A 25458-nucleotide genomic window follows, 5' to 3' on the forward strand; every position below is an offset into this window, starting at 1 on the left:
CGCTTTCTTTATTTAAAAACTACAACGCTTCAATCGCTTTATACTGCTCTTGGATTTTTTCTAATCCAGATTGGTATTCTGCTTGTTTTTCACGTTCTTTCGCAATCACCGCTTCTGGTGCTTTCGCCACAAAAGCTTCATTGCTGAGTTTATTCTCGATACGTTTAACCTCATTTTGATATTTTTCAATCTCTTTGGTTAAACGCGCAAGCTCGGTTTCTTTATTGATAAAGCCAGCCATTGGCACAAGCAATTCAGCATTGCCAACGAGTTTCGCTACAGCAAGCGGTGCTGTTTCGTTTGCGGCTAACACTTGAACGTTGTCTAACTTCGCCATTGCTTTTAAAAGAGCGATCTGTTTTTCGAGAATTTTTGCGTTTTCTACACTTAAATTACGGAATAACAGATCTAAGCCTTTGCTTGGTGCGATGTTGCTTTCTGCACGAATATTACGTACCGCAACAATCACTTCTTTTAACCACTCAATTTCAGCTTCCGCTTCAGGATCAAAGCCGTTCTCTTCCACTTGTGGGAAAGGTTGCAACATAATGCTGTCAGCCGTAATGCCCATAAATCCTTTCACTTTTTGCCAAATTTCTTCGGTAATAAATGGAATGAGCGGATGGGCTAAACGTAATAATTTTTCTAACACATGAACCAAGGTTTGGCTTGCTGCTCGGATTTGTGCTGCATTGCCGTTGGCAAATACAGGTTTAGTCAATTCTAAATACCAGTCACAGAATTGGTTCCACGTAAATTCATAAATCGCATTGGCACAAAGGTCAAAACGATATTGGCTTAATGAATTACGGAAAGTTTCCACTGTGCGGTTAAATTCTGATTGAATCCAACGGTCTGCCACGGAGAATTCGATTTCGCCTTCACTTAAATCCAATTTGTCATTGATGAGTATGAAGCGGCTTGCATTCCACAATTTATTACAGAAGTTGCGGTAGCCTTCTAAACGTTTCATATCCCAGTTGATATCACGACCATTTGAAGCTAACGCTGCTAATGTAAAACGCAATGCGTCTGTACCGTGAGCTGCAATACCTTCAGCAAATTCTTTGCGCGTTGCTTTAGCAATTTTCTCTGCCAACTGCGGTTGCATCATGTTACCAGTACGTTTTTCAAGTAAATCTTCAAGGCTGATACCGTCGATCATGTCGATTGGGTCAAGTACGTTGCCTTTCGATTTAGACATTTTTTGTCCGTTTTCATCACGGATCAAGCCTGTTACGTATACGGTTTTGAATGGTACTTGTGGTTTACCGTTTTCATCTTTCACGAAGTGCATCGTAAACATAATCATACGAGCAACCCAGAAGAAGATAATGTCGAAGCCGGTAATTAACACATCCGTTGGATGGAACATTTTGAGTTCTTTGGTTTGCTCCGGCCAACCTAAAGTGGAGAACGTCCACAAACCTGATGAGAACCACGTGTCTAACACGTCTTCATCTTGTTTTAACTCAACCTCAGAATCTAAGTTATATTTTGACCGCACTTCTGCTTCGTTACGTGCGACATAAACATTGCCTTCTGCGTCATACCACGCTGGAATACGGTGTCCCCACCAAAGTTGGCGAGAGATACACCAATCTTGAATATCACGCATCCAAGAGAAGTAAAGGTTTTCATATTGTTTCGGCACGAATTGGATTTCGCCGTCTTCCACCGCTTTAATCGCTACATCAGCAAGCGGTTTCACGCTTACATACCATTGGTCGGTTAACATCGGCTCAATCGGCACACCACCACGGTCGCCATAAGGCACTTTTAAATCATGAGGTTTGATTTCATCTAATAAACCTATCGCTTCAAAATCTGCCACGATTTTCTTACGTGCAGCAAAACGTTCTAAGCCACGGTAATCCGCAGGAATTGTCGCTTCATAGTCTGCAAGGGGTTTACCGTTAGTACCGATAATTTCCGCTTCATCACGAATATCTGCATTTAAGGTTAATACGTTAACCATCGGCAAGCTGTGACGTTTACCAACTTCGTAGTCGTTGAAGTCGTGCGCAGGGGTAATTTTCACCACACCAGTACCGAATTCACGATCTACATATTCATCGGCAATAATCGGAATTTCACGGTTTGCCAATGGCAGAACGACAGTTTTACCAATTAAAGATTGATAACGCTCATCTTCAGGATGCACCGCCACCGCCGTATCGCCCAACATGGTTTCCGGACGCGTGGTTGCCACCACTAAATAATCTTTACCATCTGCCGTTTTTGCACTGTTAGCTAACGGATAGCGGAAATGCCAAAGGGAGCCTTTGCTTTCTTTGTTTTCTACTTCTAAATCAGAAATTGCAGTGTGAAGTTTTGGATCCCAGTTTACTAAGCGTTTACCACGGTAAATCAACCCTTCTTCGTGCAAACGAACAAACACTTCTTTTACCGCGTTAGATAAACCATCATCCATGGTAAAACGCTCGCGTTCCCAATCGATAGAGTTACCTAAACGACGCATTTGTTGGCTAATTGTGCCGCCTGAATAGGCTTTCCAATCCCAAATTTTATTGATAAATGCTTCACGGCCATAATCATGGCGAGTTTTGCCTTCTTCTGCGGCAATTTTACGTTCCACCACCATTTGGGTTGCGATACCGGCGTGGTCTGTGCCCGCTTGCCATAAGGTGTTATGCCCTTCCATACGGTTAAAACGGATCAAGGTATCCATTAAGGTTTGTTGGAAAGCATGTCCCATGTGCAAAGAACCTGTTACGTTCGGCGGCGGAATCGCAATGCAATAGCTCGGCGCGTTTTCATTTTCAGACGGTTTAAAATAACCGCTCTCTTCCCAATGTTGATAAAGGGCTTGTTCTACCGCAGACGGATTAAAACGGTCTGCCATTTCGAATTTTTGTGTCATTTATTTTTCTCTTACTTAGTAGGGTGAGTATAAACACACCGTTATATAAAATACTTGGCACGTTGATATACGCACCCAACAAATAATTAATTTTCTTTTTTATCTTTTATCCAAGGATGTTTATTATTGGGGTCACCGTATTGCCCACATGATTTTCTTGCTTCATCATCCGATAGATAATAACGAGGAATATTGATTGGTAACAATGCGGTATCAGCCACAACAGATAAAGGCCAATCGATAAAATATAATGGTCTGGTCATATGCTTAAAGCCAACACCATCATAAAAATTACCAGCCACCATATTGTAATCGTATCGAGTTCCAATATAAGGGCAAGGATCTTTCAATGTCGTTAAGGTTCCACACCCATAAAGAAACAGGCTTGATAATATAAGAACGATTTTTTTCATTTTAATTTTCCGCTCACAAAGTTCTGTTGAAATCCCAAATTGATTGGGAGCTGTAAATGTGCCTTACAAATTTATTTATTAAATTCTAGTATAAACTCAATCACATAAAACCGTTCTTCACTCGGATAAATCCCCCGAATCACTTCTTTCAACTCATCCAATCCCATATTCTCCTGCTTCGCATGCTGTTCTGTCAGTTCATCAAGGGTAATCGGCAATACACTTAACACTTTAATCGTGCAGAAATATTGATTATCTTCAAATCGACCAACACGTAGAATATCGCCCGCTTTAAAATAGCTTTCAGATTTATCCCGAATGGTAATCGTTTTACGCCCGGCGAGAATGTCGGCTTCAAAGCGTTGGTAAAAAGTGATGTCGTTCATAAAGTGCGGTCACAAAAAACCTATTTTTGAATCTCTATTTTGAGGGCGAATTGATCACGCCCTCGTAGGTAAGTATGAGATTATTCCTTAATCCCTCTTAATTCGTCTTTAATACGTTGAATTTCTAGGAATAAACGACGTTCTTCCTGACGGCAAAAACTATCACCGCTTACGTTTTTCGCATCGGCAGCGCAACGAACTTGTTCGTATTGTTTTTCTAACACATTTAATACGGCTCTTTGCTGTTTACGTTCCGCGCTTTCTTTTGTTGCTTTTCCAGTAGTAACTGTTCGTGTTTTTTGAGGTTCTACTGTTTCTTGAGCTACAATCGTTTCTTGTTTATCAGATATATTTTCGGCAACATCATCCGCTTTTACTTCTTTTTTAATTTCTGCTTTTGCCGCATCAGATTTCATATCTCCATTTTTAGTATCAGCTTTAACGTCTGTGCTTTCTGTTTTTTCAGCCACTTTTTCAGCTGATTTAGTTTCAGTCACTAATTCTTTTGATTTTTCAACTGCAGTCTCCGCTTTTTCCACAGAAGAAGCAGTGACTGCTGTTTTTTCACTTGTCTTTGGAGAAGAGTTGTTATCTTGATTATCACAAGCAGAAAGTAACACTGCACTCGCTATTAGAATTAGGCTAGATGCCACTTTTAGGTTTAAATTCATTTTAGTTTCCTTAGTTTAGATTAAAAATAATTAAGTATTTTCAGTAGAAAGCGCCCAGCCTTGTGAGCGAAGAATTTTATAACGTTCGCGTGCTTGGGCTTTTTGCGTTTCTTCTACGGGTACAAAATCAATTAATTGCGTAAAGCTGTGGCTAAAATCAGGCACTTCTATTTGCAAATTGATCAGCAAGTCACGACGTTGGGCGTTGCGTTTGCCTTTCCAACTAATCTCGATTGGCGGAGCATATTGTGTTGCTTCACCTGAAAGATTATGAGGAACAAACTCATTCGGATCCCGTTGCCATAATGCTTCATCAATTAAAAATGCTTGCTCTTCTGTTTCGCAAGCGATTAACACTCGCTTGCCTAAACGCCACGCTTGAGCGGCAAGATCACAGGCAAGTTGCTCAACTGTTATCTTCTTTTCTGGATTTAAGAGATAAAATTGTGCGTTTTTTGCCATGATTGCGACTTCTCCATTTATCGTTTTGTAAACTGGCGGATTTTATCAAAAAAGCACTAAAAAATAAATCATCAACAAGGTGATTAACGCAAATAGAAAAAACACGAAAATTTTTTACCGCACTTTTATGATCTACATCACAAAAGTGACTTTTTACCTTTATGTTACATTCCATTCATAACTCGTAGGTGTTAGAATTTTCGAGATTTATTTTTATTTTCGATGATAGGAGTATCACATGGCATTTCGTATTGAAAAAGACACTATGGGCGAAGTTCAAGTGCCTGCAGATAAATACTGGGCAGCACAAACCGAACGTTCCCGTAACAACTTCAAAATTGGTCCGGCAGCTTCTATGCCGCACGAAATTATTGAAGCGTTCGGTTATTTGAAAAAAGCCGCGGCTTTTGCAAACTATGATTTAGGTGTATTACCTGCAGAGAAACGTGATTTAATCGCAACCGCCTGTGATGAAATCCTTGCAGGAAAATTAGACGACCAATTCCCATTAGTTATTTGGCAAACCGGTTCAGGTACACAATCAAACATGAACGTGAACGAAGTGGTAGCAAACCGTGCTCACGTTTTACATGGCGGTAAATTAGGTGAAAAATCATTCATCCATCCAAATGATGATGTGAACAAATCCCAATCTTCAAATGATACTTTCCCAACTGCAATGCACATTGCGGCATACAAAAAAGTGGTTGAACATACCATTCCTTGTGTAGAACGTTTACAAAAAACTTTCGCTAAAAAATCAGCAGAATTTAAAGATGTAGTAAAAATTGGTCGTACTCACTTAATGGATGCAACTCCATTAACATTAGGTCAAGAATTTTCTGCTTATGCTGCACAACTAGATTTCGGTTTACGTGCATTGAGAAACACCCTTCCACACTTAAGTCAATTAGCACTTGGTGGTACTGCAGTAGGTACTGGTTTGAACACGCCGAAAGGTTATGATGTAAAAGTGGCGGAATATATTGCAAAATTCACTGGCTTACCATTCGTGACAGCAGAAAACAAATTTGAAGCGTTAGCTGCACACGATGCGATCGTTGAAACTCACGGTGCAATTAAACAATTAGCGATGAGTTTATTCAAAATTGCAAACGACATTCGTTTATTAGCATCAGGTCCACGTTCCGGTATCGGTGAAATCTTAATTCCTGAAAATGAACCAGGTTCTTCTATCATGCCGGGTAAAGTGAACCCAACTCAATGTGAAGCATTAACCATGGTATGTGCGCAAGTATTTGGTAACGATACCACTATCGCATTTGTTGGTTCACAAGGTCATTTCCAATTAAACGTATTTAACCCTGTAATGGTGGCAAATTTCTTACAATCTGCACAATTATTGGGTGATGCTTGCGTATCATTTGATGAACACTGCGCAACTGGTATTCAACCAAACTACCCACGCATTAAACAACAGTTGGAAAATTCATTGATGTTAGTAACCGCACTTAATACCCATATCGGTTACGAAAATGCAGCGAAAATTGCAAAAACTGCACACAAAAATGGTACAACCTTACGTGAAGAAGCGATTAACTTAGGCTTAGTTTCAGCCGAAGATTTCGACAAATGGGTTCGTCCAGAAGATATGGTGGGTAGCTTAAAATAAACTCCCCCAATAATTTGATGTCAAAGGCAGGTATTCCTGCCTTTTTATTTGTGTTTTTTTCGAGGGCTTTTTTGTTATAATCACGGCAATATTTTTGACATGAAAAAAACTATGAAACTGAAATTTATTATTGCTGCCATTTCAGCCTTATTTTCCACCGCACTTTTTGCCCAATGGCAACCGGTCGGCAATGCTGAATACACGTGGGGGCCATTCCATGTGTACACTGTCGGCTTGTATTCTGAAACGGGTTCATATGAAAAGAATGAACGTCCGTTAATGTTTTCGATTAAATATGAGAAACCAGTTGAAGGGAAAAATTTCGCCATTGCTTTAACTAAAGAAATGGAGTCACAAAATTTAAGTAAAGATGACACCACTGCATGGCTCAAAAAAATGCAGGAAATCTTCCCTGATTTTTCACCAAACGACATCTTAAATTTTGTTGCCTTAGCGGATAAAGGCTATTTTGTGTTAAATGACACCGTGTTAGATCACGAATTTGATCAAAAATTTACACAAGCATTTATTGACGTGTGGCTTTCAGATAAAAGTAGTTTTATCAAATTACAACCGCAATTATTAGGTAAAGAAAAACCGGCTCACGATAGCAAAGAATTTCAACATCAACCGGCTAGCGAGCCTTTTGATGAAGAAAATACGATGCCGGAATTACCACCGAATTACGATTTTAAACAAGACACAAAAGGATAAAAACAAGGGCGAACATGATATGGTTCGCCCTTTTCTTTTATTGTTTTACTTGCTGTTCTAAAAACAGGACCATCTGCAATGCAATATCAATGCCACTGGTTTTCTCAATCATTTCTAATCCCGGGCTAGCATTCACTTCAAGCACCAATAACCCTTCTTTTGAACGAATCAAATCAACACCGGCTACAGCAAGCCCTAATGCTTTAGTTGCTCGAATGGCGATAGCTTTTTCTTCTTCATTGAGTTTAACTTTTTCTGCCGTGCCACCACGGTGAAAATTCGCACGAAACTCGCCATCTTGCCCAATACGCTGCATTGTGGCTACGACTTTATCGCCGATCACAAAACAGCGAATATCAGTCCCTTTTGCCTCTTCTACAAAATCTTGTAACAAGACAGACACATTTGCATCTTTTAACGTTTCTAAAATACTGACCGCACTTTGTGGGCGTTCGGCTAAAATCACGCCAATGCCTTGTGAGCCTTTTAAGGTTTTAATAATCATTGGGGCGGTTGTTTGCTTAATGGCTTGTTTCGGCGCAACCTCACAACCGGATAAGACTGAATTCGGTACTGCAATGCCTTTCTCCAATAACATCTGCAAACTACGCCATTTATCGCGAGCAGCTAAAAATGCCTGTTCTTGATTAAGGCAATAGACACCTTTTCCTTGGAAATGACGCAATACTGCACAGCCCATTTGGGTACTTGTCGTCCCAAAGCGTGGTAACACCGCATCGTAATCGGGCAATAAATAGAGCTCACTTTCTGCATTTTGTTGATAATACAAAGAAAAGTGCGGTTGATTTTTGTCGAGTTTTAAAATGCAACGATTAGGATCCAAAATATCCATTTGATGCCCGCAACTTTCCGCTGCTTCTTTTAAACGCTGGCAGCTATAAAGGCGAGGCTCACGGCAAAGCATCAATAATTTCATTCAGTTATATCCTTAGGAAAAGAGGAGTTGATATATTACACCAATCACAATAATCCTGAAAAATGATTTCTGCTTTTGTGGAAATAGAGTAAAATCATTAGGAATTTTGTTTAAATAAAAGGAAAATTTTATGTTCGTAGTTATTTTTGGTCGTCCAGGCTGCCCTTATTGTGTACGTGCAAAAAACCTTGCTGAAAAATTAAAAGGTGAAGTAGCGGATTTCGATTATCGCTATGTAGATATTATCGCTGAAGGCATTTCTAAAGCAGATTTATCAAAATCTGTCGGTAAAAAAGTGGAAACTGTGCCACAAATCTTTATCGATGAAAAACCAATCGGCGGTTGCACTGATTTCGAAGCATTAATGAAAGAACAATTTAACGTTGTTGCTTAATTATTGCTAAAAACATAAAAGTGCGGTTAATTTCAACCGCACTTTTTTATTTCATCTTATTCAATTTGCAACGAGATCGCCCAATCCCATTCTGTTTCATTCAAACGATATTGTGGTTTTAACGCAGGCCCACAAGAATTGGAGCCAACCCCACTCATTTTGTAATCCACACACAAGATCGTACTGCCACTTTTCTCCAAATCATATTGGTGCTTTTTACTGCCCAATTCTTCTTGAGAATAAGGGGAAACATTCATGCTAAAAGGCGTATGACTTTGCACGGTAAAACAATCAGCCGAATTCACCACCTTCACCTCACGACAACCATAGTGACTGCCATTTTCTTGTGGTTTTAAATAAGGCACATGATTACTTTCTGGCGTTGTCTTATAACGACCGAAAGCCGTGGCGTGATGTTTATCTAGATAACTTTCCGTTGGGCCATAGCCCACATACTCCACTTGATTAAATCCTTGATTAAGGAAGAAACGCAAGCCAAAGCGTGGTAAGAACGGCAAGTGCGGTTGTTTTTCAGCATGAATATTAATCTGAAGCAACCCATTTTGTTCAATACGATACACCACATTCAATGTCAAAATTCGCGCTTTTGATACGGCAACCAGTCCCAATTTAAAGCTAATTTCAACCGCACTTTTCTGCTCGGTTAAACCGTAATCATAGACTAGACTCGTCGCACGATCGTAACCTGCAGCAAGCCAATGTGCTTTCATTAAACTATCATTATCTAAAGGCGCTCGCCAAATATTGAAATCAGTAGGTTGATTCAACCAAGGCTCGCCATCTTTACGAATTTGGTGAATGGTGCCTTTATATTGATCAAACTGGTATTCAATATCTACCGCTTTAACTGAAATTAAATTAGTATGTTTTGAAACAGAAATCGGTTGGAGATTTGATTTAGGCTCATTAGCGAATAAATGTGGTTGCTCCGACAAAATAATCTGATCAAATCCTAAACAATGCCCTTGAGGAATTAAACCCTTTTCTGTTTTTTGATAATAGGTCAATGTTAAAATTTGTAACGCACCGTTACTTGCTGGCAATGATAAAGGCAAAAGTGCGGTTGATTTTGGCGCAATGTTTAAATCATCAATTTTACCTTCTTGTACGACCAAAAAATCTTCTGTTATTTGATAATGAATCGAAATAGCCTCTGCCGCATCCGTAAAATCCAAATAATTTTTGAGTTCAATGTGACCATTTTTTAAGGTAGCACGCAGTGGACGATACACATTTTTATATTCCAACAAATTGCTTTGGGTTTGACGGTCAGCCGTGACTAATCCATCAGCACAAAAATTACCGTCATTCGGCGTGTCATTAAAATCCCCGCCATAGCCCATTCTGTTTGAATTTGGTAAATAAGGGGAATGATTGCACCACTCCCACACAAAGCCACCACAAGCGCCTGCATGTCGTTCCATCGCTTGGAAATAATCTTCTGTGTCTCCGCAAGAATTCCCCATCGCATGCAAATATTCACAGAAAAGATACGGCTTTTGATTTTGAGTATCGGCAAAATAAGCATCCAATTCTTCCGTGCTGGTGTACATCTCACTATGAAAATCTAAATTGGATGTGTCATTTTGATGGGCTGAATGTTGAAAGATCGCATTTTCATAATGCACTAAGCGACTTGGATCGCGCTGTTTCACCCAAGCGGCGGCTTGCTCAAAGTTCTCACCGTAGCCACTTTCATTCCCTAATGACCAAATCACGACAGAAGGACGATTTTTATCTCGCTCAACATTGGCATAAGTGCGGTCTAAAATGGCTTGATTAAATTCAGGGCTTCGAGCCATATAGCAATAATTGTCGATTGTTTTTTGACGAATTGCGTCATGATCAATCTCTGTTTTTACCCCTAACAAAATGCTTGTTTCTGGCGACTCTACATAAACTGCATTCGTGCCGTGCGATTCAATATCACTTTCCGCAATCACATAAAAACCATATTCATCACATAATTCAGTAAACCAAGGTGCATTAGGATAGTGCGCTGTTCGAATGGCATTAAAATTATGCTGTTTCATTAAGCGTAAATCTTGCAACGCTTGTTCTCGACTAATGACATAACCCGTTTTCGGATCACTATCGTGACGATTAACGCCTTTAAGCTTAATCGCTTGCCCATTAAATAACATGACACCATTCTTTACTTCGATATGACGCAAGCCAACCTTTTGGCAAATCACTTCTGAGCCATATTGCAAAATCAACGTGTATAAGCGAGGGTTCTCTGCATGCCATAATTGTGCATTTTCAATTTCAGCATGAAATGCATGCCCTTTTTGTTCAATTATCAATTCGCCTTGAGGATCAAATAATTGCCAAGAGATAGGTTGTTCACTTCCAACAAACTGACAGGCCACATGTAATTGAGCCTTGGTAAGTTCTTGATTAAATTGTGTTTGAATGAAAAAATCTTGTAAGTAATTTTTTTCTCGCGCTAACAGATAAACATCTCGGAAAATACCAGACATTCGGAATTTGTCTTGGTCTTCCAAATAACTGCCATCACACCATTTCAACACTAAAACATGTAAGTGGTTTTCCCCTTGTTGTAAAAAGTCAGTGATATCAAATTCGCTAGTGCAATGACTAATTTGGCTATAGCCCACAAATTGGTGATTCACATAGACAAATAAACAACTGTCTACCCCTTCAAAATTTAAGAGATAGCGTTTTCCTGCATTGATTTCGACATTTAAAACGCGATGATACAAACCACAAGGGTTTTCAATGGGTACATAAGGTGGATCAAAAGGGAAAGGATAATTTACATTTGTATATTGATGATTATCGTAACCATGATTTTGCCAATTGGATGGAAGAAGGATTTTATCCGTAAAGGAAAAATGAAGGAAATCTTGAGGCAAGTGAGTATAGCTTTCAAAATAAGCAAAATCCCATTCCCCATTTAGTAAGGTAAAGTAAGGGGAAAATTCTCGTGTCTTTTTGACCGCACTTTCTGTTGAAGAAAAAGGAATAAAATAAGCATGATGTGGTGTGGTATTCACATGTAAGGTTTGCGGATCTTCAAAATAGCGAGGCAACAACATAAAAACTCCCAATGCAATTTAGACACATAAAAAAGGGCGCCTGAATGACGCCCACTATACCTAAAATCGTCGATTAATCTAGCGATAAGTTCACAAATCGTGATACTTATCACATTAATTTTTATGGCAATTTTGCCAAGAAGGCATAACCTCCTTTTTCACTCATTATTTCAACGTTAGAATCCGCTGTAATGAATGCTGACTCACCTTGTTTCAAGGTAAGTGCGGTTGATTTTTCTTGTATTTTTAGCTCACCTTGCATCACCAACAAAATACCCGCACTTTGAAGATTCACTTTAGTATGCATTTCGGGTTCGACACGAATTTGAGCTAAAGCAAAATCGTTTACTGGCGTTTTATAAGTAAATTCTGACTGATTTTGAGGCGTGACTGAGATAATTTTGGGTGTTACTTCGCGACAATCCACAATTTTTAATAATTCGACAATATCGACATATTTTGGTGTTAAGCCACCACGAATCACATTATCAGAACATGCCATTAGCTCCACATTTTGTCCGCGAAGATAAGCATGAGGAATGCCTGCATCCTGGAAAATACCTTCCCCTTCTTTCAAATGTACGATATTAAAGAGATAAAAACACACCAAGCCAGCATCTAATTTTTCAGGCGAAATTGCCATGGCTTCCATGGTATAAAGCACCCAATAATCGGGGTTGTCTAGTGCCAACTCGCCATTTTTATAAGGCTGTTGGTTGGCTTCAATAATGGGTACTAGCCAATTTGCGAGCATTGATTGATCCGCCAACATCACATCTGCATAGAATTCAGCTAGGTTTTGTGTGCCAAGTTTTTCAGCCAAAGGTTGCAAAGAGGGTCGTGCATTTAATGTGGCAAGGATTTGAGCTTTTGTTTTAAAACCATGTAAAAGCCAGAAATCAGATAAGGCAATCATCATTTCTGGTTTATGATTTCTATCTTTATAAGTCCGCGTACTATCTGTTAATGCCACGCCTTTTGCATTCTCAGCCTCAAAGCCCTTTTCAGCTTGAGCTTTAGTCGGATGTAATTGAATCGACAACGGTTTTTCAACATCTAAAATCTTTAACAAATAAGGCAGTTCATCACCAAATTTCTGACGGCTTGCCTGTCCAAGTGCGGTCGGATTTTGCAATAAAAATTCAATAAGGGATTGCTTACCTGTTACATCCTCAATTTCAGAAGGTGCTGATGGATGAGCTCCTAACCACCACTCTGCACAAGGTTGATCTTTCGCTGAATGTAATCCGATCAATGATGCAATATAGTTTTTTCCGCCCCATGCATAATGCTGTACTTGGCCAGTTAATCGATAAATCATCTTTACCTGCTTTAAAAAAGAATAAGGATAAAAAAATCCGCTTATTTAAAGCGGATCTTTTAGTCTATAAATCTTATTTTGTTAAACTTAAAACAACAGATTCCCCAGCAATCACTTCACCAGATTTTTTCTCGATAGATGAAATTTCATCCATATTAGAGATAACCACTGGTGTTAAAACTGATTTTGCTTTTGATTCTAATGTTGCTAAATCAAATTCGATTACTGTGTCGCCGCGTTTTACGTTTTGACCTTCTTGTGCGATGCGAGTGAATCCTTCACCTTTTAATTCAACGGTATCAATACCGAAGTGAACGAATAATTCAACACCCTCTTTTGATTCCATTGAAAAAGCGTGATTGGTTTCAAAAATTTTACCAATTACACCATCAACAGGCGCCACGATTTTGTTACCTGTTGGACGAATTGCGATACCATCACCCACGATTTTTTCAGAGAAAACAACATCTGGTACATCTTCGATATTCACAATCTCACCAGAAAGTGGTGCATAAATTTCGACTTCCACTGTTTTGTTTTCTTTTGAACCAAATAATTTGTCAAATAAGCCCATTTTAATCTCCTATCTATTAAAGATGGCTAGTATTTTAACGTAAAACTCTGTTTTTGTATCTAGTTTAACGATTTTTCTGCTAAAAAAGCTTGAATTAATTGCTCAATTTCAGCAGCGGTTGGTTTTTGTAATGCTTCATCAGCTAAGGCTTTCACCTCTTGATAATTCACATGACGAATTAATTTTTTAATACGTGGCACAGAAATTGCACTCATACTAAATTCATCTAAGCCCATACCGAGTAACAATAAGGTCGCACGTTCATCACCGGCTAACTCACCACACATACCAGTCCATTTACCTTCTGCATGAGAGGCATCAATCACTTGTTTGATCAAGCCAAGTACTGAAGGTGACATTGGGTTATATAAATGAGAAATTAATTCATTACCACGGTCAACAGCTAAGGTATATTGCGTTAAGTCGTTTGTACCAATACTGAAGAAATCCACTTCTTTCGCTAAGAATTTCGCATTCACTGCTGCAGATGGCGTTTCAACCATGACACCCACTTGGATGTTTTCATCAAAAGCTTTACCTTCTGCACGTAATTCTGCTTTTAAGGTTTCCAATACAGATTTTAATTCGCGAATTTCTTCTACCGAAATAATCATTGGGAACATCACTGCAAGTTTACCAAATGCAGAAGCACGTAATACCGCTCTTAATTGCGCATGTAAAATTTCACGACGATCAAGGGCAATACGCACTGCACGCCATCCTAAGAATGGGTTCATTTCTTTTGGTAAATTTAAATATGGAAGCTCTTTGTCACCACCGATATCCATGGTACGTAATACCACTAGACGACCGTCCATTGCTTCAACCACTTCTTTATAAGCAATGAATTGCTCTTCTTCGCTCGGTAATTGATCACGATCCATAAAGAGGAATTCTGTACGGTATAAACCTACCCCTTCTGCACCATTACGATGAGCTCCTTCGCAATCGCGAATCGTACCAATATTGGCTACCACGTCGACTTTATGACCATCAAGGGTCACCGCTGGTAAATCTTTTAATTTTGCTAACTCTGCTTTTTCTTCAGCGAGCTTTGCTTCTAAGGTTTTTAATTCATCAATTTCAGCTTGAGTCGGGTTCACGTAAACACGGTTGTTTACCGCATCTAAAATAAGATAATCACCTGTATTCACGCGTGCTGTAACATCATTTGTCCCAACAATGGCCGGCAATTCAAGTGAACGAGCCATAATTGAGGTGTGCGATGTTCTACCACCAATATCCGTGATAAAACCTAATACTTTTTCTAAGTTTAATTGAGCCGTTTCTGATGGAGTTAAATCGTAAGCCACAAGGATGGATTCTTCGGTAATATCACCAAGATCCACAATATGCATGCCTAAAATATTTTTGATTAAACGATTACCGATATCGCGAATATCACCTGCACGTTCTTTTAAGTATTCATCATCAATTTCTGACAACATTTCAACTTGTTGATCGATGATTTTACTTGCTGCCACACTTGCATTCACTTTATGTGAACGGAGATAATCAATAATTTCTTCTTCTAATTCTTCATCTTCAAGGATCATTAAATGTCCTTCAAAGATAGCTGCTTTTTCTTCACCTAAGGATTTTAATGCACGTTGATGAATAGAATTAAGCTGCTCAACAGCGGCCTCACGACCAGCATAAAAACGGGCAACTTCTGCCTCAACTTGATCTTCTGAAATTTTTTGCGTATCAAGAACAATTTTTTCTTCTTTTAATACTAAGGCTTTACCAAAAACGATACCTGGTGACGCTGGAATACCTGTAATCATACTTTTACCTTCCGAGACAATTATTAAAGGTTAGATAAACAATAGCCACAGAATAAGAATTCTGTGGCTAATCGTTAATTATTCTAAAGTGGGAATTAATGCTACTAAATGTTCAACAGCTTGTTGTTCGTCCTCGCCTTCAGCCGAGATGGTGATTACAGTTCCTTGCGTCAAACCTAAGGTTTGTAGCTTAAATAAGCTTTTCGCACTTGCACTTTTTCCACCTGAAGTGACGGTTACATCTGAAGCAAACGCTTTAGCTTCTTTAACAAATTGCGCCGCTGGACGGGTGTGTAAACCATTAGGGGCTGTAATTTCTACATCTTTTGAGAACATAAGGTTACCTCTATTTAGTAATAGTAAAATTTAAGCAATTTAATCCAAAAAACCTTGGTAGTATCGCTATTAAATGTCCAATAATCAAGGCGAAACGTAAAAAAAATTGAGTTATATCACAAAATTTAAACGTTTGCGTACCTAATTTGAGTAAAACATATACTACACAGAAAAATGGCGTTGTGATTTCGTCTCACTTAAACTTTCAATTAAACGATGATAATTCTCATAACGTATTGGTGAAATCCGACCTGCCTCTACCGCTTCGCGTAATGCACAACCAGGATCGTTCAAATGCTTACAATCTCGGAATTTACACGTACCTAAGACATATTGAAATTCACGATAGCCTTTGGTGATCTGATCTGGCTCCAAATGCCATAAACCAAACTCACGAATACCGGGTGAATCAATCAAATTACCGCCTTGTGGCAAGTGGTATAAACGAGAAGAAGTTGTGGTATGTTGCCCCAAGCCTGAGGTTTCACTAATACCACCGACTTGCGCATTGACCATTGGTAAAATATAGTTAATTAAACTGGATTTGCCTACCCCTGACTGCCCCACAAAAATGGAAGTTCCGTCACTTAAAAGTGCGGTCAATTTTTCCATATTTTTCCCGGTTTCGGCAGAAATGATGATGGTTTGATAACCAATATCACGATAAATCTGTAATTGGCTTTCCACTTCCTGCTCTTGCTCGGCATTCAGTAAATCACCTTTATTCACCACAATGACAGGCTCAATCCCGGCATTTTCACATACTACTAAATAACGATCGATAATATTGAGTGACAGTACCGGCACCACCGCAGAAACAATAATAATACGATCGATATTGGCCGCGATTGGTTTTAACCCATCATAATAATCTGGGCGAGCAATTTCATTTTGTCTTGGGTGAATAGCTTCAATCACGCCACTCACGCCCTGAAGCTGTTCATTGCCTTGTCGCCAAATCACTTTGTCTCCAACCACGAGACTGGAAAGTGTACGACGTAAATTACAACGGAAAATTTCGCCTTGTGCATTTTCCACATCGGCATGAACTGAATAACGTGTGACTACTACCCCATCTTGGCTTTCGCCTAGCATATCATCTTGCCATTCCACTTCTTTCTTCTTGTGGCGATGCAAGGCTTTTGCGTTATTTGATTGAATTCGACGAGTTTGATTTTGCGTGAGTTTACGTTTGCTCATAAAGTGCGGTCGTTTTTTCCGATGTTTTTCGTTAAAATAAACGGGATTAAAAAATGTTCATAGGATACCTTATATTATGCAATTAGATAAACAAAATCTGATTTGGATCGATTTAGAAATGACAGGATTAGATCCTGAAAAAGAACGTATCATTGAAATCGCGACCATTGTGACGGATAAAGATCTCAATATTTTAGCGGAAGGCCCTGTAATTGCCGTGCATCAAAGTGATGAATTATTAAACAAAATGTCGGAATGGTGCGTAAAAACCCACACAGCTAATGGCTTAGTTGACCGTGTCAAAGCGAGCAAGCTCACCGAGCGTGCAGCTGAATTACAAACATTAGATTTTTTAAAACGTTGGGTACCGAAAGGCGCTTCACCAATTTGTGGTAACAGTATCGCACAAGATAAACGCTTTCTTTATAAATACATGCCTGATTTAGCCGATTATTTCCATTATCGTCATCTAGATGTGAGTACATTAAAAGAATTGGCTGCTCGCTGGAAACCCGAAATTTTAGATGGGTTTAAAAAAGGCAATACTCATTTAGCCCTTGATGATATTCGTGAATCAATAAAAGAGTTAGCTTACTACCGTGATCACTTTATTAGTCTAGGGTGATGAAAACTTAGGCAAACTCAATCATTTGCGAAATCTACGCTTGCGTTGAATAAATTTTTTCGTATAATGTTGCCTCATTCACCAATGTGAAATGCGGGAATAGCTCAGTTGGTAGAGCACGACCTTGCCAAGGTCGGGGTCGCGAGTTCGAGCCTCGTTTCCCGCTCCAAATTCTCAATCCGTTGCTGAAAAGCAGCGGATTTTTTTATTGTATTTTCCCTACATATTCCATTCAAAATACGATAAAATCCTCTAGAAACTTTAACCTAAAAAATCACTCTAATAATGACTGAATTAACCCAATACATTCCTGATGAAGGCACTATGCTCCGTTTTGGTAAAAAACTCGCAGAAGTGCTTGTAAAACAACCGAAAGATAATGCCATTGTGCTTTATTTCAATGGTGATCTTGGTGCGGGGAAAACCACCCTTACTCGCGGAATGGTGCAAGGTTTAGGCTACCAAGGCAATGTCAAAAGTCCTACTTATACACTAGTAGAAGAATATAGCATTGCAGGAAAGATGATTTATCACTTTGATTTATATCGTCTTGCCGATCCTGAAGAATTAGAATTTATGGGTATTCGTGATTATTTTAGCCAAAATTGCATCTGCTTAATCGAATGGGCAGAAAAAGGTGAAGGCATCTTGCCTGAGGCTGATTTATTGGTGAATATTGATTATTACGACGATGCTCGCAGCATGACGCTAATTGCTCAAAACTCAGTGGGCGAGCATATTTTGACACAACTATAAAATTGATTTACATGAAAGCAAAATTTTCGTTTCTTTTTGGAATATTTTCTCTAATTTCTACCACCGTATTTGCCGCCCCACAATGGACAATTGCCATTGATCCCGGCCACGGCGGTAAAGATCCCGGTGCTATCGGAAAAAATTTAGGCATTTATGAAAAGAATGTCACCCTTTCTATCGCGCGAGAATTAAAAGCCTTATTAGATAAAGATCCTAATTTCAAAGGCGTTTTAACGCGCAGTAGCGATTACTACATTTCTGTACCAGAACGTTCTGAAATTGCACGTAAATATAAAGCAAATTTTCTCGTATCTATCCATGCGGACTCCTCTCTTAATTCAGACCAACGTGGCGCATCAGTTTGGGTACTATCCAATCGCCGAGCCAATGATGAAATGGGACAATGGTTAGAGGACGATGAAAAACGCTCTGAGCTTTTAGGTGGTGCAGGAAAAGTACTTTCCAATAACAATGACAAATATTTAGATCAAACTGTACTCGACCTGCAATTTGGTCACAGCCAACGCACAGGTTATGAACTCGGGAATAGTATTTTACGTCGCTTTGCCCGTGTGACTTCATTAAGTCGTAGCACCCCACAACATGCGAGCCTTGGTGTATTGCGTTCACCCGATATTCCTTCTGTTCTGGTGGAAACAGGTTTCCTTTCCAATATGGAAGAAGAACAGAAACTGAATACCATTGCTTATCGTCGTCGTATTGCTTATATGATTTACGAAGGCTTAGTCGCTTATCGCAACGGTAATTTAAAAGCGATCGCCGTTCCACCTAGTGATGAGCAAGACAGCAAATCTACAAAATCAAACGACAAAAATAACGAAAAATCTGACCGCACTTCTGATGTGAAAGACAGTGGTATTCGCCATAAAGTGAAACCAGGTGAAAGCATTGGTAGCCTAGCAAATAAATATGATGTCAAAGTCAGCGAAATCATTGAGTTAAATAAACTGAAACGCAAAGAACTTTGGTTAAATGAAACCATTAAGATTCCTGATAATGGCAAAGGCAAAAAGGTAGAAGAAAAACCTAAAGCAGATGATAAAGCCAAAGCCGATAACAAAGGAAAAAGTAGCAAAATTGTTGAAGCAGAAAAAGCGGTTTCTAAAAAAGATCAAAAACAAGAAAAAGCTGAGAATAAAAAAGAGCCTGAGAAAAAAGGTAATGATAAAAAAGACGCCTCTTCAAAAGGAAATGAAAAGAGAGATGATGGCAAAAAAGAAACCCCGCTTTATCATACAGTGAAAGCGGATCAAACTCTCTATGCTATCTCTCGCGAATACAATGTACCGGTTAATCGTCTTTTAAAACTGAACCCAACATTGAAAAATGGCAAAGTCGTGACTGGGCAAAAAATCAAACTTAAAGAAAAATAAGGAATCCTATGGCAATCAAAATTCTTTCTCCACAGCTGGCTAATCAAATTGCTGCAGGTGAAGTGGTTGAACGCCCTGCTTCTGTGGTGAAAGAATTGGTGGAAAACAGCCTTGATGCTGGTGCCAATAAAATTCATATTGATATTGAAAACGGCGGCGCCAGTCTGATTCGTATTCGAGATAATGGCAGCGGTATCCCTAAAGAAGAATTAAGCCTTGCGCTGGCTCGACACGCAACCAGTAAAATTGCCGATCTTGATGATCTAGAAGCCATTTTAAGTTTAGGTTTCCGCGGTGAAGCCCTTGCTAGTATCAGCTCGGTTTCCCGTCTCACGCTTACCTCTCGAACTGCAGAGCAAAATGAAGCGTGGCAAGTCTATGCGCAAGGACGAGAGATGGAAACCACAATTAAACCTGCGTCTCATCCAGTCGGTACGACGGTTGAAGTGGCAAATCTCTTTTTTAACACGCCAGCTCGTCGTAAATTCTTACGCACCGATAAAACAGAATTTGCTCATATTGATGAAGTCATTCGCCGAATTGCTTTAGCGAAATTTAATATCGCTTTTACCCTTACCCACAATGGCAAAATTATTCGACAATATCGTCCTGCGACAAATGAAGAACAACAACTAAAACGCGTTGCGGCCATTTGTGGCGATGATTTTGTTCAACACGCCTTACGCATTGACTGGAAACATGATGATTTGCATCTTTCGGGTTGGGTTGCCACACCAGAATTTACACGTTCTCAGAATGATTTGAGCTATTGTTATATCAATGGACGAATGGTGCGCGATAAAGTGATCACCCACGCCATTCGTCAAGCTTATGCGGAGCATTTACATACTGAGCAATACCCTGCATTTGTACTGTTTATCGATCTCAATCCACATGATGTCGATGTCAACGTGCACCCTACAAAACATGAGGTGCGTTTTCATCAAGCTCGTTTAATTCATGATTTTATCTGTCAGGGCGTAACAAATGCGCTCAATGCTATCCCTCAAGCTGAATTGGATTTAGCGCCAGCGATAAATGAGGCAAGAGAGCCTTCGGCTCCGTATCAAACGCACTATGAACCGAGACCCAATCGAGCGGCAGCGGGGCAAAATATTTTCGCTTCAAATTATCATCAGCCTCGTGAAAAACAATCAGAAAATCGACCGCACTTTTCAAACCATAGTGAGTACATTCCAACATATAGTTATCGTGAACAACCTACAAAGACTGAACAACGCGTATATAGTGAATTAGTACGTCCAACAGAAGCTTCTCAAGTTTTAACAACACCTGTCGTTGAACAACTCCCACAGACAAGTGAAATAGGCTATTTACGCGCATTGGCATTAATTGAAAATAAAGCGTTGCTTTTACAACAAAATCAGCAGTTTTATTTGATGTCATTAGCTAAATTGCAAACCTTAAATTATGAATTAACCTTACAGCAGAGTGAAATTTCGCAACAACCGTTACTCATTCCGATTATTTTTCGCTTAGATGAAAAACAATTTGAACAATGGCAAAAACAAAAAGCCTTTTTTCAGCAAAGTGGTTTTGAATTTATTGAAAATGAAGCTCAGCTACGTCTTACATTAAACAAAGTCCCTGCGATTTTACGTACACAAAATTTACAAAAATGTGTGGTGAGCCTGCTTGCTGAACATGTAGAAAATATGCCTGATTTTCTAACCGCACTTTGTCATACGCTAGAAATGAAACCAATTCAAGTGTTAGCGGATGTGGTCAGCTTATTAAGTGAAACGGAACGATTACTGAATAAAACTCATCAAGAAAAATTTAATACATTACTGAAACCAATTAACTGGCAGCCTTTTTTAAGCGATTTGTAATATGACCAAAAAAACTGACTCCAAACCAACCGCACTTTTTCTGATGGGGCCAACGGCCTCCGGAAAAACGGATCTTGCTATTCAATTACGTCAAAGCCTGCCAGTTGAAGTGATCAGTGTCGATTCTGCATTAATTTATAAAGGTATGAATATTGGTACGGCAAAGCCTTCTAAAGAAGAACTAGCCCTTGCCCCTCATCGCTTAATCGATATCTTAGATCCCGCTGAAAGTTATTCTGTGATGAATTTTCGTGACGATGCGCTCAGAGAAATAGCTGATATTACCGCACAAGGCAAAATTCCGCTTTTGGTTGGCGGCACTATGTTGTATTACAAAGCATTGATTGAGGGGCTTTCTCCCCTTCCGTCTGCTGATGAAAATTTACGCTTCGAGATTGAAGAAAAAGCGCGAAAATTTGGCTGGCCAGCACTTCATCAAGAATTACAAAAAATTGATCCTATTTCGGCAGAACGTATCAATCCAAATGATTCACAGCGCATTAATCGTGCGTTAGAAGTATTCTATTTAACGGGCAAATCATTAACGGAGTTAACCGAACAAAAAGGCGAAGAATTGCCTTATCAATTTTTACAATTTGCTATTGCACCAGAAGATCGTGCGGTGTTACATCAACGTATCGAACAACGCTTCCATAAAATGATCGAATTAGGTTTCCAAGAAGAAGTGGAAAAACTCTATCAACGAGAAGATCTCAATCCAGATTTGCCTTCTATCCGCTGTGTGGGCTATCGCCAAATGTGGGAATATTTACGTGGTGACTATGATCATGAAGAAATGGTCTTCCGTGGGATTTGTGCAACTCGACAATTAGCAAAACGACAAATCACCTGGCTACGCGGCTGGAAAACACCATTAAATTGGCTAGATAGTCTGCAACCGAAACAAGCCAAAGAAATCGTACTACGCAAGATTGACGAACATTTTAAGGGGTAAATTATGGCGCTTTCACTTCCGCTTTCGACTGAAAAACTCATTCAACTTGGCGAAGTGCTTTGCCAACATTTCCCTGAAATGAATCTTGATGAAATAACCCAACAAATCGAGCAAGAGGCAACAGATCTCACGACACCAATCGGACAAATAAACTATGCCATCAGTCTGTCTAATTTCTTGGAAAAAGTCTTAAAAAAACAACCGCACTTTTTAGCCCAATGGTGGCAAACACCTCCTCAATTTTCTGATTGTCAACATTACGCTAGCCGTTTAGCAGATCAACTCTCCGCTATCCAAAACGAAGAACAGCTTTACAAAACGCTACGAGATTTTCGTAATCAAGAAATGGCAAAACTCAGTTTCTGCCAAAGTTTAAATCTTGCTACTGTAGAAGAAATTTTTATTCGTCTTTCTCAACTTGCTGAGAGTCTTATCATTGGTACGAGAGATTGGCTGTACAAGCAAGCTTGCGAAGAAATGGGCACACCTTGCGATGAAAATGGCAACCCACAGCAACTCTATATTCTTGGCATGGGAAAATTAGGTGGTTTTGAGCTAAATTTCTCCTCTGATATTGATTTAATTTTTACCTATCCTTCACAAGGCGAAACTGTTGGTACAAGACGAGCTGTTGGTAACGCTAAATTTTTTACCCGTTTAGGGCAACGTCTAATTAATGCGTTGGATCAATTTACGCCAGATGGCTTTGTCTATCGTACAGATATGCGTCTTCGTCCTTTTGGCGACAGCGGTGCGCTTGCCTTAAGTTTTTCTGCGATGGAGCAATATTACCAAGATCAAGGGCGAGACTGGGAACGTTATGCCATGATCAAAGGACGTATTTTAGGAGCAAATGAGCAAGATCCCAATGTAAAAACCTTGCAGCAATTACTTCGTCCTTTTGTATATCGACGCTATATTGATTTTAGTGTGATTCAAGCTTTACGTGAAATGAAAGGAAAAATTGAGCGTGAAGTGCGACGTCGTGGCTTAAAAGACAATATTAAACTAGGCGCAGGCGGGATTCGAGAAATCGAATTTATTGTACAAGTTTTCCAACTGATTCGTGGTGGCCGCGAGATCAAACTCCAGCAACATGAATTGCTTAAACTTCTCCCTGAAATACGAGATCTTAGTTTAATTACGCCTCAACAATATCATGAATTAAGAGACGCTTATATCTTCCTTCGTCATACGGAAAACGTGCTACAAGCCATTGATGATCAACAGACGCAACTTCTCCCAACAGATGAAGAAAATCGCCTTAGATTAATGGTCGCTTGTCGAGAATACACTTACTTAGATGAGAAAAATCAAACTACGATGAAATCTTATCCAATTAAAAACTGGGATGATTTCTATCAAATACTACAAGCACACCAACAAAAAGTGCGGTCAGTTTTTGATGCATTAATTGGTGAAGAAAAAGATGAACGTACCGATGACAATAATCAGTGGATTGATTTTTTAGAAAGTGATCTCGATGATATTGAACAAATGTTGGTCGATAATCACATTGATGAGGATGCGATTTCCGATATCTTAGATAAACTTATTCAATTCAAAGAGGGACTTGCGCGCCGGGTTATTGGCTCTCGAGGTCGAGAAGTTTTAGCTCACTTATTGCCAGATATCTTCACCCAAATATTTGAGCAAAAAAATTACCGCACTTTATTGCCGCGCATCCTAAATATTGTGGATAAAATTGCAAGTAGAACGACGTATTTGGAATTGCTCTTAGAAAATCCCCAAGCCATTGAGCAGCTTATTGAACTATGTTCGCAATCTCAGATGATTGCCGAACAAGTAGCTCGTTTCCCTATTCTACTCGATGAATTATTAAATACTAAAGCGCTACGTAATCCATTGCCGTTCACACAGTACCCTGATGAATTGAAACAATATATGCTGAGATTACCACAAGATGATGAAGAGCAATTTATTGATGGCTTACGTCAATTCAAACAGTCCATTTTATTACGTGTTGCATCTGCAGATATTCTTGACGTATTGCCTGTTATGAAAGTGAGCGATCATCTCACTTATCTGGCTGAAGCAATTATTGATGCCGTTGTCAATTTTGCCTGGCAACAAGTTAGTCAACGCTTTGGTGTACCTGAATATCTAGTAGGTAAAACAGAAAAAGGCTTTTTAGTCATTGGCTACGGTAAATTAGGCGGAATTGAACTCGGGTATAAATCCGATTTGGATTTAGTCTTTTTATACCAAGCTATTGAAGGACAAACTATCGGTGGAAAAAAATCAATTGATAGTAACCAGTTCTATTTAAGATTGGCTCAAAAAATTGTTAGCATCTTTAGTATGAATACGAGTGCTGGCATACTTTACGATGTTGATATGCGATTACGTCCTTCAGGTGATGCGGGCTTACTAGGCTGTTCGCTTCAAGCATTTGAAAACTATCAACTCAATGAGGCTTGGACTTGGGAAAAGCAAGCGCTTGTCCGTAGCCGCGCCATTTTTGGAGAAACTGAATTAAAAGCGGAATTTGAAAAAATTCGCTGTAATGTACTTTCTGCTCAAAGAGATATTAATCAACTAAAAATTGAAGTAAGAGACATGCGTGAAAAAATGTACGAACATCTATCTCATACAAAAGAAGGCTTTTTTAATATCAAAACAGATCGTGGTGGCATTACCGATATTGAATTTATCGCCCAATATCTGATGCTTGCGAATGCTCCAGCTAATCCAATATTAACTAAATGGTCTGATAACGTCCGCATCTTTGATTCAATGGCAGAATATCACATTATTTCTCTAGCAGAGTGTGAAAAGCTCAAATCCTGCTACGTGACACTACGTAATAAAATTCATCACCTGAACTTATTAGGAAATCCTGTCATTGTTGATGATTCGGCGTTTGCAGAAGAAAGAGAATTTGTTTGTTCTTTCTGGTATAAGCTCTTTTCTTAAAAAATTAAAGGAGTCTATCCCCATATACTTGAGATAAACTCCTTTATATATATTCTCTACGTAAAAACAGCCTAACTTTCTACCGCACTTATATTGTCAAAGTAATCTTTAACAAAAATCCATAAACAAAAACCCCAAGCTCT

The 25458-nt window shown here is 39.2% G+C and carries 21 protein-coding genes and 1 tRNA gene; 10 read left to right on the forward strand and 12 right to left on the reverse strand.

What is annotated here, in order from left to right; genetic code table 11:
* Positions 1-19: 19 nt before the first annotated feature.
* The 5 genes from valS to HMPREF3263_RS06120 all read right to left on the reverse strand — a co-directional run bounded on the left by valS (position 20) and on the right by HMPREF3263_RS06120 (position 4816).
* Positions 20-2884, reverse strand: a complete 2865-nt coding sequence (gene valS / locus HMPREF3263_RS06100; protein WP_005698266.1) for a valine--tRNA ligase — start codon at positions 2882-2884, stop codon at positions 20-22.
* Between the two features lie 86 nt (positions 2885-2970).
* On the reverse strand, positions 2971-3297 hold the full coding sequence (locus tag HMPREF3263_RS06105; protein WP_080572035.1) for a YceK/YidQ family lipoprotein: 327 nt from the start codon (positions 3295-3297) through the stop codon (positions 2971-2973).
* A 71-nt stretch (positions 3298-3368) separates the two neighbouring features.
* Complete coding sequence (gene yqfB / locus HMPREF3263_RS06110; RefSeq protein ID WP_005698255.1) at positions 3369-3683, reverse strand: N(4)-acetylcytidine aminohydrolase; 315 nt, start codon at positions 3681-3683, stop codon at positions 3369-3371.
* Positions 3684-3763: 80 nt separating this feature from the next.
* On the reverse strand, positions 3764-4354 hold the full coding sequence (locus HMPREF3263_RS06115; protein WP_005698238.1) for a hypothetical protein: 591 nt from the start codon (positions 4352-4354) through the stop codon (positions 3764-3766).
* Positions 4355-4384: 30 nt separating this feature from the next.
* Complete coding sequence (locus HMPREF3263_RS06120) at positions 4385-4816, reverse strand: DNA polymerase III subunit chi (protein WP_005698230.1); 432 nt, start codon at positions 4814-4816, stop codon at positions 4385-4387.
* 238 nt (positions 4817-5054) lie between these two features.
* Between HMPREF3263_RS06120 and fumC the strand changes: the two genes are divergently transcribed.
* Both fumC and HMPREF3263_RS06130 read left to right on the forward strand, forming a co-directional pair.
* Positions 5055-6449, forward strand: a complete 1395-nt coding sequence (fumC, locus tag HMPREF3263_RS06125; RefSeq protein WP_005698259.1) for a class II fumarate hydratase — start codon at positions 5055-5057, stop codon at positions 6447-6449.
* A gap of 111 nt (positions 6450-6560) precedes the next feature.
* Positions 6561-7163 (forward strand): chalcone isomerase family protein, encoded by a 603-nt coding sequence (locus HMPREF3263_RS06130; RefSeq protein WP_005698225.1) that lies wholly within the window; start codon positions 6561-6563, stop codon positions 7161-7163.
* A gap of 37 nt (positions 7164-7200) precedes the next feature.
* Here HMPREF3263_RS06130 and HMPREF3263_RS06135 read toward each other — a convergent pair whose 3' ends face one another.
* A complete protein-coding gene (locus HMPREF3263_RS06135; protein ID WP_005698242.1) occupies positions 7201-8100 on the reverse strand; it encodes a RimK family alpha-L-glutamate ligase in 900 nt (299 codons plus the stop codon).
* Between the two features lie 130 nt (positions 8101-8230).
* Here HMPREF3263_RS06135 and HMPREF3263_RS06140 point away from each other — a divergent pair, with 130 nt between their 5' ends.
* The gene (locus HMPREF3263_RS06140; RefSeq protein ID WP_005698240.1) at positions 8231-8494 is read left to right on the forward strand and encodes a GrxA family glutaredoxin; all 264 of its coding nucleotides are present in this window, start codon (positions 8231-8233) and stop codon (positions 8492-8494) included.
* A gap of 56 nt (positions 8495-8550) precedes the next feature.
* Here HMPREF3263_RS06140 and HMPREF3263_RS06145 read toward each other — a convergent pair whose 3' ends face one another.
* The 6 genes from HMPREF3263_RS06145 to rsgA form a co-directional block, all read right to left on the reverse strand.
* Entirely contained in the window at positions 8551-11577 is a 3027-nt protein-coding gene (locus HMPREF3263_RS06145; protein WP_005698209.1) for a glycoside hydrolase family 2 TIM barrel-domain containing protein, read from the reverse strand.
* A gap of 121 nt (positions 11578-11698) precedes the next feature.
* Positions 11699-12898 carry a mannose-6-phosphate isomerase, class I gene (manA, locus tag HMPREF3263_RS06150; RefSeq protein ID WP_005698213.1) on the reverse strand — a complete coding sequence of 400 codons (1200 nt, stop codon included), beginning with the start codon at positions 12896-12898 and terminating at the stop codon, positions 11699-11701.
* Between the two features lie 73 nt (positions 12899-12971).
* Positions 12972-13472: a PTS glucose transporter subunit IIA gene (gene crr / locus HMPREF3263_RS06155; RefSeq protein ID WP_005698219.1), complete on the reverse strand. Its 501-nt coding sequence runs from the start codon at positions 13470-13472 to the stop codon at positions 12972-12974.
* A 59-nt stretch (positions 13473-13531) separates the two neighbouring features.
* The gene (gene ptsI / locus HMPREF3263_RS06160; RefSeq protein WP_005698262.1) at positions 13532-15259 is read right to left on the reverse strand and encodes a phosphoenolpyruvate-protein phosphotransferase PtsI; all 1728 of its coding nucleotides are present in this window, start codon (positions 15257-15259) and stop codon (positions 13532-13534) included.
* Between the two features lie 78 nt (positions 15260-15337).
* A complete protein-coding gene (gene ptsH, locus HMPREF3263_RS06165) occupies positions 15338-15595 on the reverse strand; it encodes a phosphocarrier protein Hpr (RefSeq protein ID WP_005695633.1) in 258 nt (85 codons plus the stop codon).
* A 162-nt stretch (positions 15596-15757) separates the two neighbouring features.
* Positions 15758-16795, reverse strand: a complete 1038-nt coding sequence (gene rsgA, locus HMPREF3263_RS06170; protein WP_005698208.1) for a small ribosomal subunit biogenesis GTPase RsgA — start codon at positions 16793-16795, stop codon at positions 15758-15760.
* Positions 16796-16871: 76 nt separating this feature from the next.
* Here rsgA and orn point away from each other — a divergent pair, with 76 nt between their 5' ends.
* From orn to glnE, 7 genes are all read left to right on the forward strand, one after another.
* Positions 16872-17420: an oligoribonuclease gene (orn, locus tag HMPREF3263_RS06175; RefSeq protein WP_005698206.1), complete on the forward strand. Its 549-nt coding sequence runs from the start codon at positions 16872-16874 to the stop codon at positions 17418-17420.
* A gap of 93 nt (positions 17421-17513) precedes the next feature.
* Positions 17514-17589 (forward strand) — tRNA-Gly (locus HMPREF3263_RS06180).
* A gap of 116 nt (positions 17590-17705) precedes the next feature.
* Positions 17706-18176: a tRNA (adenosine(37)-N6)-threonylcarbamoyltransferase complex ATPase subunit type 1 TsaE gene (tsaE, locus tag HMPREF3263_RS06185; protein WP_005698199.1), complete on the forward strand. Its 471-nt coding sequence runs from the start codon at positions 17706-17708 to the stop codon at positions 18174-18176.
* A gap of 11 nt (positions 18177-18187) precedes the next feature.
* Positions 18188-19570: a LysM peptidoglycan-binding domain-containing protein gene (locus tag HMPREF3263_RS06190; RefSeq protein ID WP_005698197.1), complete on the forward strand. Its 1383-nt coding sequence runs from the start codon at positions 18188-18190 to the stop codon at positions 19568-19570.
* A gap of 8 nt (positions 19571-19578) precedes the next feature.
* A complete protein-coding gene (gene mutL / locus HMPREF3263_RS06195; RefSeq protein WP_005698202.1) occupies positions 19579-21423 on the forward strand; it encodes a DNA mismatch repair endonuclease MutL in 1845 nt (614 codons plus the stop codon).
* A gap of 1 nt (position 21424) precedes the next feature.
* Positions 21425-22378 (forward strand): tRNA (adenosine(37)-N6)-dimethylallyltransferase MiaA, encoded by a 954-nt coding sequence (gene miaA / locus HMPREF3263_RS06200; protein ID WP_005698200.1) that lies wholly within the window; start codon positions 21425-21427, stop codon positions 22376-22378.
* 3 nt (positions 22379-22381) lie between these two features.
* Positions 22382-25315: a bifunctional [glutamate--ammonia ligase]-adenylyl-L-tyrosine phosphorylase/[glutamate--ammonia-ligase] adenylyltransferase gene (gene glnE / locus HMPREF3263_RS06205; protein WP_005698198.1), complete on the forward strand. Its 2934-nt coding sequence runs from the start codon at positions 22382-22384 to the stop codon at positions 25313-25315.
* Positions 25316-25458: the final 143 nt, after the last annotated feature.

Origin of the sequence: Haemophilus sp. HMSC61B11 (assembly GCF_001838615.1) — a bacterium.
GTDB classification, from domain to species: domain Bacteria; phylum Pseudomonadota; class Gammaproteobacteria; order Enterobacterales; family Pasteurellaceae; genus Haemophilus_D; species Haemophilus_D parainfluenzae_AD.

What these genes read in the sequence shown, in the direction of transcription:
- mutL (WP_005698202.1), top strand. Translation starts at nt 19,579, where the DNA reads ATGGCAATCAAAATTCTTTCTCCACAGCTGGCTAATCAAATTGCTGCA.
- HMPREF3263_RS06105 (WP_080572035.1), bottom strand. Translation starts at nt 3,297, where the DNA reads ATGAAAAAAATCGTTCTTATATTATCAAGCCTGTTTCTTTATGGGTGT.
- HMPREF3263_RS06115 (WP_005698238.1), bottom strand. Translation starts at nt 4,354, where the DNA reads ATGAATTTAAACCTAAAAGTGGCATCTAGCCTAATTCTAATAGCGAGT.
- HMPREF3263_RS06120 (WP_005698230.1), bottom strand. Translation starts at nt 4,816, where the DNA reads ATGGCAAAAAACGCACAATTTTATCTCTTAAATCCAGAAAAGAAGATA.
- miaA (WP_005698200.1), top strand. Translation starts at nt 21,425, where the DNA reads ATGACCAAAAAAACTGACTCCAAACCAACCGCACTTTTTCTGATGGGG.
- fumC (WP_005698259.1), top strand. Translation starts at nt 5,055, where the DNA reads ATGGCATTTCGTATTGAAAAAGACACTATGGGCGAAGTTCAAGTGCCT.
- HMPREF3263_RS06130 (WP_005698225.1), top strand. Translation starts at nt 6,561, where the DNA reads ATGAAACTGAAATTTATTATTGCTGCCATTTCAGCCTTATTTTCCACC.
- manA (WP_005698213.1), bottom strand. Translation starts at nt 12,898, where the DNA reads ATGATTTATCGATTAACTGGCCAAGTACAGCATTATGCATGGGGCGGA.
- rsgA (WP_005698208.1), bottom strand. Translation starts at nt 16,795, where the DNA reads ATGAGCAAACGTAAACTCACGCAAAATCAAACTCGTCGAATTCAATCA.
- ptsH (WP_005695633.1), bottom strand. Translation starts at nt 15,595, where the DNA reads ATGTTCTCAAAAGATGTAGAAATTACAGCCCCTAATGGTTTACACACC.
- crr (WP_005698219.1), bottom strand. Translation starts at nt 13,472, where the DNA reads ATGGGCTTATTTGACAAATTATTTGGTTCAAAAGAAAACAAAACAGTG.
- HMPREF3263_RS06135 (WP_005698242.1), bottom strand. Translation starts at nt 8,100, where the DNA reads ATGAAATTATTGATGCTTTGCCGTGAGCCTCGCCTTTATAGCTGCCAG.
- orn (WP_005698206.1), top strand. Translation starts at nt 16,872, where the DNA reads ATGCAATTAGATAAACAAAATCTGATTTGGATCGATTTAGAAATGACA.
- HMPREF3263_RS06140 (WP_005698240.1), top strand. Translation starts at nt 8,231, where the DNA reads ATGTTCGTAGTTATTTTTGGTCGTCCAGGCTGCCCTTATTGTGTACGT.
- valS (WP_005698266.1), bottom strand. Translation starts at nt 2,884, where the DNA reads ATGACACAAAAATTCGAAATGGCAGACCGTTTTAATCCGTCTGCGGTA.
- tsaE (WP_005698199.1), top strand. Translation starts at nt 17,706, where the DNA reads ATGACTGAATTAACCCAATACATTCCTGATGAAGGCACTATGCTCCGT.
- HMPREF3263_RS06145 (WP_005698209.1), bottom strand. Translation starts at nt 11,577, where the DNA reads ATGTTGTTGCCTCGCTATTTTGAAGATCCGCAAACCTTACATGTGAAT.
- HMPREF3263_RS06190 (WP_005698197.1), top strand. Translation starts at nt 18,188, where the DNA reads ATGAAAGCAAAATTTTCGTTTCTTTTTGGAATATTTTCTCTAATTTCT.
- yqfB (WP_005698255.1), bottom strand. Translation starts at nt 3,683, where the DNA reads ATGAACGACATCACTTTTTACCAACGCTTTGAAGCCGACATTCTCGCC.
- ptsI (WP_005698262.1), bottom strand. Translation starts at nt 15,259, where the DNA reads ATGATTACAGGTATTCCAGCGTCACCAGGTATCGTTTTTGGTAAAGCC.
- glnE (WP_005698198.1), top strand. Translation starts at nt 22,382, where the DNA reads ATGGCGCTTTCACTTCCGCTTTCGACTGAAAAACTCATTCAACTTGGC.